General features: G+C 70.0%; 9 protein-coding genes. 2 read left to right on the top strand and 7 right to left on the bottom strand.

The features are described 5' to 3' along the window. A partial coding sequence (locus AEQ27_RS15685) for a hypothetical protein (RefSeq protein ID WP_054147516.1) occupies positions 1-327 on the bottom strand: 327 nt, incomplete at its 3' end. Between the two features lie 262 nt (positions 328-589). On the opposite strand from AEQ27_RS15685, the gene nirD reads away from it, so the two are divergent. Then, entirely contained in the window at positions 590-1,735 is a 1,146-nt protein-coding gene (gene nirD / locus AEQ27_RS18850; protein WP_152970418.1) for a nitrite reductase small subunit NirD, read from the top strand. 185 nt (positions 1,736-1,920) lie between these two features. Next, entirely contained in the window at positions 1,921-3,210 is a 1,290-nt protein-coding gene (locus AEQ27_RS15675; protein WP_054147515.1) for an NADH:flavin oxidoreductase/NADH oxidase, read from the top strand. Between the two features lie 116 nt (positions 3,211-3,326). On the opposite strand, the gene AEQ27_RS15670 is transcribed toward AEQ27_RS15675, so the two are convergent. The 6 genes from AEQ27_RS15670 to AEQ27_RS15645 all read right to left on the bottom strand — a co-directional run bounded on the left by AEQ27_RS15670 (position 3,327) and on the right by AEQ27_RS15645 (position 8,949). Beyond that, complete coding sequence (locus tag AEQ27_RS15670) at positions 3,327-4,784, bottom strand: MATE family efflux transporter (RefSeq protein WP_054147514.1); 1,458 nt, start codon at positions 4,782-4,784, stop codon at positions 3,327-3,329. Positions 4,785-5,096: 312 nt separating this feature from the next. Next, entirely contained in the window at positions 5,097-5,540 is a 444-nt protein-coding gene (locus tag AEQ27_RS15665; RefSeq protein WP_054147513.1) for a MarR family winged helix-turn-helix transcriptional regulator, read from the bottom strand. A gap of 149 nt (positions 5,541-5,689) precedes the next feature. Next, positions 5,690-6,256 (bottom strand): hypothetical protein, encoded by a 567-nt coding sequence (locus AEQ27_RS15660; RefSeq protein WP_235451130.1) that lies wholly within the window; start codon positions 6,254-6,256, stop codon positions 5,690-5,692. Between the two features lie 53 nt (positions 6,257-6,309). Next, positions 6,310-6,858: a hypothetical protein gene (locus AEQ27_RS15655; protein ID WP_152970417.1), complete on the bottom strand. Its 549-nt coding sequence runs from the start codon at positions 6,856-6,858 to the stop codon at positions 6,310-6,312. After that, a complete protein-coding gene (locus AEQ27_RS15650; protein WP_054147511.1) occupies positions 6,851-8,644 on the bottom strand; it encodes a hypothetical protein in 1,794 nt (597 codons plus the stop codon). Before AEQ27_RS15650 ends, AEQ27_RS15655 begins: the two co-directional genes overlap by 8 nt. Then, positions 8,641-8,949, bottom strand: coding sequence for a hypothetical protein (locus tag AEQ27_RS15645; protein WP_054147510.1), 309 nt, complete (start codon positions 8,947-8,949; stop codon positions 8,641-8,643). Before AEQ27_RS15645 ends, AEQ27_RS15650 begins: the two co-directional genes overlap by 4 nt. Positions 8,950-9,009 lie beyond the last annotated feature (60 nt).

Raw genomic sequence — 9,009 nt, 5'->3', positions numbered from 1 at the left:
GGCCGGGGGGGCCGTCCGGCGGCCCCGGTCCGGGGCCTCGCCCCGCCCGCCGCCCAGGTACGAGACGCCGCCTGCGCTCCACACCGACCCGGCACCCAATGTCAGGTCGACGGCACCGGCGAGCCGGGTCGAGAGCGCGACGCGGTCGTAGGGCAGGTGGACCTCTTCACCGACGACCGTGACCTGCGCCACCGGCCCGTCCGCGGTGGCACGGGCGGCGAGCGCCTCGGCCAGGCGGTGGGCGGCCGGGCCGCCGCCGACGACGAGCACCCGCGGGACCAGGCGCGCGGACGGAATGCTGACGGATGCAGTGGCGATGTCGTCCACGGGGTCCTCCTCGGGCGGGGGCTGGTCGGGTCGACCCGGTCGCGGGCCGGGCGGGTCGGCCCGAGCCCGACGCTACGACGCCAGCGTCACCGGCACATTGCGCGCGTGTGACGCACTGTGTCGCGAGTCTCACCGTTCGCTCGGAGAACGGTGAGGTCTTCGTTACCTGGCCGTCACGCCGCCGGGCCGTCCCCGAAACACGCGACTCGTAGCGTCACCGGTGCCCGGACACCACCTGCCGCACCCTGCCGAGAGGGACCCCGTGACGACGACAGACATGACGACGACCGACGTGCCGACGACGACCACCCGCCACTCGTGCACCACCCCCTGCACGCTCGTGAGCGCGTGCGCCTGCGCGGCCGCCGAGGCGAGCACGACCTCGGCCGCGGTCTGGACGGCCGTCTGCCGACTCGACGACCTCGCCCCGATGTGGGCGGAGGCCGCGCTCGTCGGCAGCTCGCAGGTGGCGGTCGTCCGGTTGCCCCACGACTCGATCCGCGCCTTCGGTCACCTCGACCCGCTGACCGGATCGGCCGTGATGGCCCGAGGAATCGTGGGCTCGCGCGCGGGACGACCGACCGTCGCCTCACCCCTCCACAAGGACGTCTACGACCTCGAGACCGGCGCCTGCCTCACGAAGCCCGACCTGCGCCTCCCGATCTGGCGGTCGCGGGTGGTCGAGGGCACGGTCGAGGTCTCGCCGGCCCGGGCCCTGGTGGGTGCGTCGCACGGCACGTCCGACCCGGTAGGCCGGCGGGCGGTGGCCGCCCTCCTGGCCGGGGTGCGTGAGGCCGCGCCCGAACTGACGGTCGTCGACTCCTTCGTCGACGTGCAGCAGCCCGACGTGCCCACCACGGTCGACCGTCTCGACGACGATCGTGGAGCCGCTCTCGTGCCCCTGCTGCCCTCGGCCGGGTACCACGTGCACGTGGACCTCGCCGAGGCCGCCGCCGACGCCGCCCCGCGACCCGTCGTCGTCACGGGCGCCCTCGGCCCGGACGACCGACTCGCCGCCGTGCTCCATCGGCGTTTGCTCGAGGCCGGCTGGCGCGAGGGCGACCTCGTCGTGCTGGCGGCGGCCGGGTCGAGCGACGCGCGGGCGGTCGCCGACTGCGTGACGACGGCACGAGCCCTGGAAGCGCGGCTCGGCAACCCGGTCGCCGCGGCCTTCATCTCCGCCGCCGAGCCGCGCGTCCCCGCGGCGGTCGCCTCCGCCCGCGCGTCCGCCCCGAGCGGGACGCGGGGCGTGGTGGCGACCTCCCTGCTCGCCCCCGGCTACTTCGCCGCCCCCGCCCGCGCCTCCGGAGGCGACCTCACCAGTGCCCCGCTGCTCGTCGACGACGGGGAGGCTCCCCCGTCCGAACTCGTCGAGATCGTGCTCGAGCGCTGGCGGGCCGGTGCCTGAGCGAGGTCGCCGGGCCGCCCGTCGACCCCGCCGCGCGACCGTCGCGTCCGCGATCTCTCACCGCCGTCCGGTCGACGAGAGCAGAACGTTACGGTCGCGCAACCCGAGCGAAACCGTTGCACGTAGCTCCTGATGATCGACTGACGTCAGCCCCCCACACCCCGCCCCCGAACCGAAGGAACCCGATGCCGAACCTCTTCTCCCCGTTCACGCTCAAGGGTGTCACCCTGCGCAATCGCATCGGCATGTCGCCGATGACCATGTACCGGTCGACCGACGGCAAGATGGACGACTTCCACGTCATGTACCTGGGCGCTCGTGCCGCCGGCGGGTTCGGTCTGGTCTTCCCCGAGCAGATCGCCATCACCCCCGACGGTCGCACCACGACGCACTGCGCCGGCCTCTACGACGACGACCAGATCGAAGGTCACAAACGCGTCACCGACATGATCAAGTCGATGGGTGGCGTCCCGGCCATCCAGCTCGGCCACACCGGCCGCAAGGGCAGCCTCGTCACGCCCTGGGAGGGCGGTCACATGCTGCCCCCCGAGCACGAGGCGGGATGGCAGACCCGCGCCCCTTCCGCCATCGCCTACGGAGGCACCCTGCCGTACACCCCGCGCGAGGTCACCGTCGACGAGATCGCCCAGCTGATGAAGGACTACGCCGCGACGACCGAACGCGCCCTCGCCGCCGGCTACGAATGGGTCGAGATGCACTTCGCCCACGGCTACCTCGGCAGCGAGTTCTTCTCCCCGCTGGCGAACCAGCGGACCGACCGGTACGGCGGTTCGCTCGAGAACCGGTCGCGGTTCCACCTCGAGGCCCTCGACGCCGTGCGGGCCGTGTTGCCCGACCGCATCCCCCTGACGATGCGCCTCGGCATCGACGACCTCCACCCGGGCGGCATCGAGGTCGACGAGTCGATCACCGCCATCGGCTGGATGAAGGAGCACGGCCTCGACCTGGCCGACCTCAGCATCGGCTTCAACACCGACGACATGCGCGGCGACGTCCCCATCGGCAAGCTCGGCGGCATGCTCGGTCACGCGAAGCGCGTCCGCGACGAGGTCGACATCCCGGTCGCGACCAGCTGGAACCTCGGCGTTCCCGAACTCGCGAACCAGGTCATCGCCGACGAGGGCATCGATCTGATCTACCTTGGCCGCTCGGCCCTGGCCAACCCGCACTGGCCGGTCTACGCCGCCCGTCAGCTCGGCTTCGACGACCCGTTCAGCCTCGTGCCCGAGGACTGGGCCTGGTGGCTGCGCAACCTGCGCGGCGCCCCCGAAGCGATCGGCTGGCCCCTGCCGCCCGAGTCGGCTGCGGCCGGGCCCGCCGGGGCGGCGGGTGTCTCGGCCTCGGCCCCGATCGTGGACGAGCTCGCGGCCTCGGAACCCGCCCCGACGTCGCCGCCCGTCGGGGAAGCCGTCCCCGACACCGCCGGCGGCTCCGCCGAGCTCGTCGACGCGTAGGCGCCCAGGGCGGGGCCCCAGCCCGTCACCGACGAGGACACGTCGTCACGGAATCCCGTGGCGGCGTGTCCTCGTCGTCGCCGGGTCCCCAGGCGGGGCCGACCACCCGAGGTCACTCACGCCGCGCCTCCGTCGAGCACCGCTTCGGCCCGCGCCTCGGTGCCCTCGGCCAACCCACGCTCGATCGCCGCCCGCGACGCGAGCCACATCCCGAGCCCGACGACGAACACGAGCACCTCGGTCACGGTCAGCGCCCAGACGACTCCCCCGAGCCGGAACCAGGCGTCGCCGGCGAGCACGATGGGCACGAACAGCACGCCCTGCGCCAGGGACAGCACGATGGCCGGCAGCGCCTTGCCGGTCGCCTGGAACACCGACGTGATCAGCCCGGTGAAGCCGTTGACGACCGTCGCCACGAGCTGTGCCGTCAGGATGGTCACACCGATCGCGAGCACCGACCCGTCACCCGAGAAGACGGAGAACACCTGATCGCGGAAGACGAACACCGTCGTCGAGAAGATCAGCACGATGCCGCCGACCGTCACCGTCGACACCCGGAGCGCCGAACCGAAGCGGGCACGGTCGCCCTTGCCGAACGAGTAGGCGAGCAGCGGCAGGACGCCGATGGTGACGCCCATCACGAGGAACTCCGGCACCTGGGCGATGCGGACCGCGACACCCATGGCGGCGAGCGCGCTGTCACCGTAGGCCGAGGCGAGGTTGTTGAGCACGAGGGTGGTCACGATGAGGAACGCCGACTGGATCAGCTCTCCCGACCCGACCCCGAACACGGGCTCGAGCACCGACGGCGACAGGGTGAACCACCGCGGCGACAGGCTGACGTGCTCGCTGTTGCGCTGCAACCAGGTGACGAAGTAGGCGACGGTGACGGCGTTGGCGAGACCGGTGCCGAGGGCCGCACCGGCGACCCCCCAGTGCAGCACCAGGATGAACACGACGTCGAAGACCACGTTCGCGACGGTCGACAGGACGAGCCCGGTCATCGCCTGACGCGCGGCACCCTCGGCCCGGACGATCTGCTCGAGGCAGAACGCGGCGGCCAGCACGGGGACGAAGGCGAACATCACCTCGACGTAGGCGCTCGTCGCGGGGACGGCGGCGGAGTCCGCGCCCAGCAGCTCGACCACTGCCGGCAGCAGCACCAGGCCCGCGGCACCGATGACGGCGCCGGTGATGACCGCACCCCACAGCGCGAACGACGACACGTTCTTGATGCGGGCCGCTTCGCCGGGGTCGTGCTCGGCCGCACCGAGGTGCCGCGAGATCAGTGCGCCTCCCCCGACGCCGAACACCCCGCCGACGGCCATGACGAGACCGAGCAGCGGAGTGCCGAGCGTGATGGCGGCCAGCAGCGAGGTGTCGTGCTGCGACCCGATGAACCCCGCGTTGATGACGTTGTAGATCGCCCCGACGATCATGGCGGCGGCCATCGGCACACAGAGGTGCATCAGGGCGCGGACGATCGGCGCCGACGACAGGTACCAGCGGTTGCTGCCGACGACCGCGGCCGACGGGGTGTCGGTCGCCGACTCGGCGGATGTGTTCTTGGTCATGTGGGGTCCTTCCGGGCAGGCTCGAGCGCGCGCCGACGGACGCCGGCGCGGCGAGGTGGGGTGAGAGATCAGGAGGCGCGGGTCGCCCACGCAGGACGGCACGCCACACGGCGCCACGACCGGCGCCGTGGGGCGACCTCCTCGCAGGACGAGGCGGGTCGTGTCCGTCGGGGTCGAGGCGTCAGGCAGCGGGCGTCACGCGACGGTGTCGTGCGTGATGGCGGCGGGGCATCGAGATCTGAAGAGGGTGTCCGCGGTCGGTCGGCCGTTCGGTCGTGGGGCCGTCCAAGCAGGACCGGGGACTCGCGAGCCCTAGCGGCTCGGGCGGGGCAGTGCGGTGGTGATCGTGGTCAGCAGGGCGTGGAGGGTCTCGCGTTCGTCCTGGTCGAGCGGGGCGAGGATGCTCTCGTCCGCGGCGAGCATGGCGTCGTCGAATCCGGAGATGAGGTCGGCGGCCGCGGGCGTGGCGTAGACGCGCTTGCGTCGTTCGTCACCGTCCTGGGTGCGGCGGTCGACGAGGCCTCTACGTTCGAGCCCCTGCAGGAGGCTCGAGACGCTGGCGGGGCTCGTGCGGGTCAGGGCGGCGATGTCGCGTTGGATGGCGCCGGGCGCCTTGACCAGGTAACCGAGGACGAAGGCCTGTTCCGGGCTGAGCTCACGACTCGTGACCCAGTCCTCGCCGGCTTTCCGCTGAGCCCAGCCGACCCAGCGCAACAGGCCGAGCGTCGTGGTCTCCGTGTACTCCTCGATCTCCATGATCAGGAACCTAACTGTTTGATCTCAAACTGTCAACCCTCGAACTTCTTGGGTGTCGCCCGCGATCATCCGACGAGCCGATCAGGCCGCCACGAGAGCGCTCCGCCGTGTATCCCTCGCGTGGCATCGTGCACCGCTCGGGTCGCCTCTCAGCCCGCACCGTCGGCCGGCCCGGGCTCGGCCGGCCGCGGGAAGGCCGCGCGCATGTGGTCGCTGGTGAGGAGGTCGCCGATGCCGATCATCAGCAGCGAGAAGACGATCTGTTCGACGACCATCCATCCGGGGTAGAGCCCGGGGATGGTGGCGACGATCAGCGTCACGATCGGGAAGATGCGGCTGAACAGGCGCAGGCGTGAGTAGGCCCAGTAGTAGCCGAGCTGTGCCCGCCAGGCGAAGACGTAGAGCGAGGCGGTGATGAACAGGACGACGGTGGAGCGGAACCACACGGCCCACGGCACGTGTTCTCCGCGGCTGGTGAGGACGGCGGCGATGAAGATGGCGGTGAGCCCGACGACGGTCTCGCCGAACAGCAGCCACCGGATGCCGACGAAACTGCGGACGGTTCGCGGGTGCCGCTGCATGTCTTCGTGGATGACGTATCCCGAGTGCCGCCCGCCGGCGAGTCGGTCGAGCTGCAGCCGCTGCCATACCCGGTCGGCCGCGGCCGACAACCCCAGCCCCGAGGAGGCGCGGTGCCACAGCCCAGCGCCCGTCACCCTCGCACCCCGTCCGCTCGTCTCACGAACACCAATGGTGCCCTATCCCACCCTCAGAACAGGCCACCCTCCGTCTGCCCGGGCTGCAGCGTGAAGCACCACGAGCTCGATGAGACTTGAACTTTCGCCATCTTCGTATAGACCGTGATGGAGTACCTCGTTCCATCTTCACTCCAGACGACGAGCCACTCGTCTCTGCCGTCAGGCGTGAACACCCGTTCGGTACGGAAGTCCGTGGAGTCAGCCAGTTGCGATTCCACCAAAGAGAAGTAGGCCTCTTGTTCCGGGGCTTCGGCGTACTCGATCGTCGTCGACCCCGTCCACTGGTGTCGCCCCCCGGAACACGACATCAGGACTCCGTCAGCTGGTTCCAGGATGCCCACGATGCCGTCCGCATCCCCCATGGATGCCAGTTCTCGTTGAGTCACCATGATGTCGCGTTTCAGGGCCGAGAGATCCACTCGATCGGTCTTCTCGTCTATGTACTTCATCTGCTCAAGCCCCTCCGGGGTCTCTTGGGCGCAACCCGCGACCAAGGTAGCCAACACTGCAATGACGACTGCACACCGCGCCGCGATGAATCTCGCCTTATTTCTAGCCATCAGGAAAAAGTTCCTGCCTTAAGGCATCGCGCACGGGTGCATTGTCGTCACTCGATTCCGCAACCAGCGAGTGGTTGTCGTCCAGCTTCCAGACCGGGGTGTAGCTGGCCCCGGTCTGCTCGAGTTCCACATCATGGGGACTCTGGAAGTACCCACGCGAGTCGAAGTCATCGGAGCGGTTCGGATTCCGCCCGCCCCAGACGCCACCGGTCGACTGCGCCTCCATCAGGAAGTCCCAGTAGCTGTAGTCGGTGTAGGTCGTACCTGCCCGTGGCTGCCACTCCGGCGGCATCCCGGCACCCGCGAGGGAGATCACCTTGTTGTAGGTGGCCCCATGGACCTCGGCGGACGCGATGTTCGCCAAGCCCCAACTGTGCCCGATGGCCACGTCGCGGTATCCGGGTTCCGACCTGATCGGATCGACGGATAGCCCTCGCTGGAAGTCGTAGAGTGCCTTGCTCGTTCGGCGCGCGAACTCTGGGTCGTTCGCTTGCGCGAAAGCCCCGACGAATTCGGCGGGGTTCTTGCTGCCCTCTGCACCGCCCGGAAAGATTCCATCCTTGAAGACGAACGCCACGGACGTCCCCTTGGGGTCGTTCCTTTCAAGCCACTGTGCCATCTGTTGCAGACTTCCGTTCTTCTCATAGAACGAGTCCATGTTCGTCAGCGTCCCCGGCACGTAGGTCAGCACCGTCCTGGTCTTGTCGTTCCACTCGCCGATCATCTCGATGATGCGACTCTTCGACGGATCGAAGAGGTACAGCTGCACCGTCGGCGGCTCCGCCACCGCTCGCCCGAGGTAGGCGCGCTCGCGTGCCAAGGCGGCGAGCGTCTCGTCATCGCCGGGTAGCGCCCGCCGCCTGATCGGCCCCACCATCGCGTCGATCTCGGCCATCCGACGCTTGGCGTTGAACACGTTCGCCGCGACCCGCACCGACGGAGGCAGACCGTCGAGCGCTCCGATGATCGCCGGCGCCCCTCGCACCAGCGCCACTTGCACCGCAGTGAGCCCGTCGGGGTTCCGCGCACCCTGCTGCCCGAGCTCGTCCCACCAGGCCCGCACCCGCTCGGGATCGGCCAGGAACGCCTTGTCGACGAGTTCGGGGCACTGCTCGAGCATCATCGTCAGCTCGGTGGCCGAGAGCCCTGCCAGCAACGCCAACAATTCCTCGGACGACCCCGCGGCCAGGGCCTCCCCGGTCACCTGAGGCAACGCCCCCATCGCCTCGGGGCTCTGCAGCGCAGCGATGCACCGGCGATCAGCCGCAGCCCGCTCTTCGACCAGGTCGGCCCACAAGCCCGCCACGACCTCGAGTTCTCGTTGCTCGTCCTCGATGCGACGCTGCAAGGTCGATCGTTCACCCGAGCGGTACTCGGACTCCACGACGATGCCGATCAGGTCGTCCCGCGCCGCGTCCTGCGCCTCACGCATGATCGTCTTCAGGGCGCCCCCCGTCGAGAGGATGTTCTGCTCGGCCATCGCACGCCGCGCCTCCAGGGTCTGCTGGGACCCCTGGATCAACGACACGTCGACCGCGTGAGCCTCGAGTGCCGCCGCATGATGTTCGAGGCCCCGAGCGACGGCAGTCACCTCGGTGGACACGTCGGTCATCGACGCGACGAACTGCTCGCCCGACCGACCCCGCCAGCACTCGGCACCCCAGCTCGCCACCTCGGCCAACCGGTAGGCAGCCACCTCGAGATCGTCGACCTCGGTTCGCCTCGTCTTGGCGAGCTGTCTGATGCCCTCGACCGAACCGACGCCCGGGTCGTCCTCGGTGCTCACTTCGAACCCACCCCCGCCGCGGCGTCCGCCGGCAGTCCGGCAGCGAGCCGGGACTCGACCTGCTCGAACTCGCGCACGAAGGTCGTCGTGAAGTCTCCCACCGCCTGGATGGCCTCGACGGCCAACCCCGCCCGCCTCACCAACTGCCCCGTCGCGTCGTCGAGGACCCCCGCCACGCTCGGCGAGCCGACGTCGGCCGCCGTCCCGAGTGTCAGCGTCGCCGACACCTCGGTGTCGACGGCCGCCGTCGACACCCGCCACGCAACGGACGTCAACGTCTTCTCGTCCACCACCAGGTCTGCCATGCACCCTCGCCCTCCGTCATGCGACATTCACATATCGCGACCAACGAGAGCCACCCTAGC

The sequence above is a fragment of the Frigoribacterium sp. RIT-PI-h genome (assembly GCF_001297205.1).
Taxonomy (GTDB): domain Bacteria; phylum Actinomycetota; class Actinomycetes; order Actinomycetales; family Microbacteriaceae; genus Frigoribacterium.
Note: the sequence above shows the minus strand (reverse complement) of the source record. Positions and strands in the feature narration are given on the sequence as shown.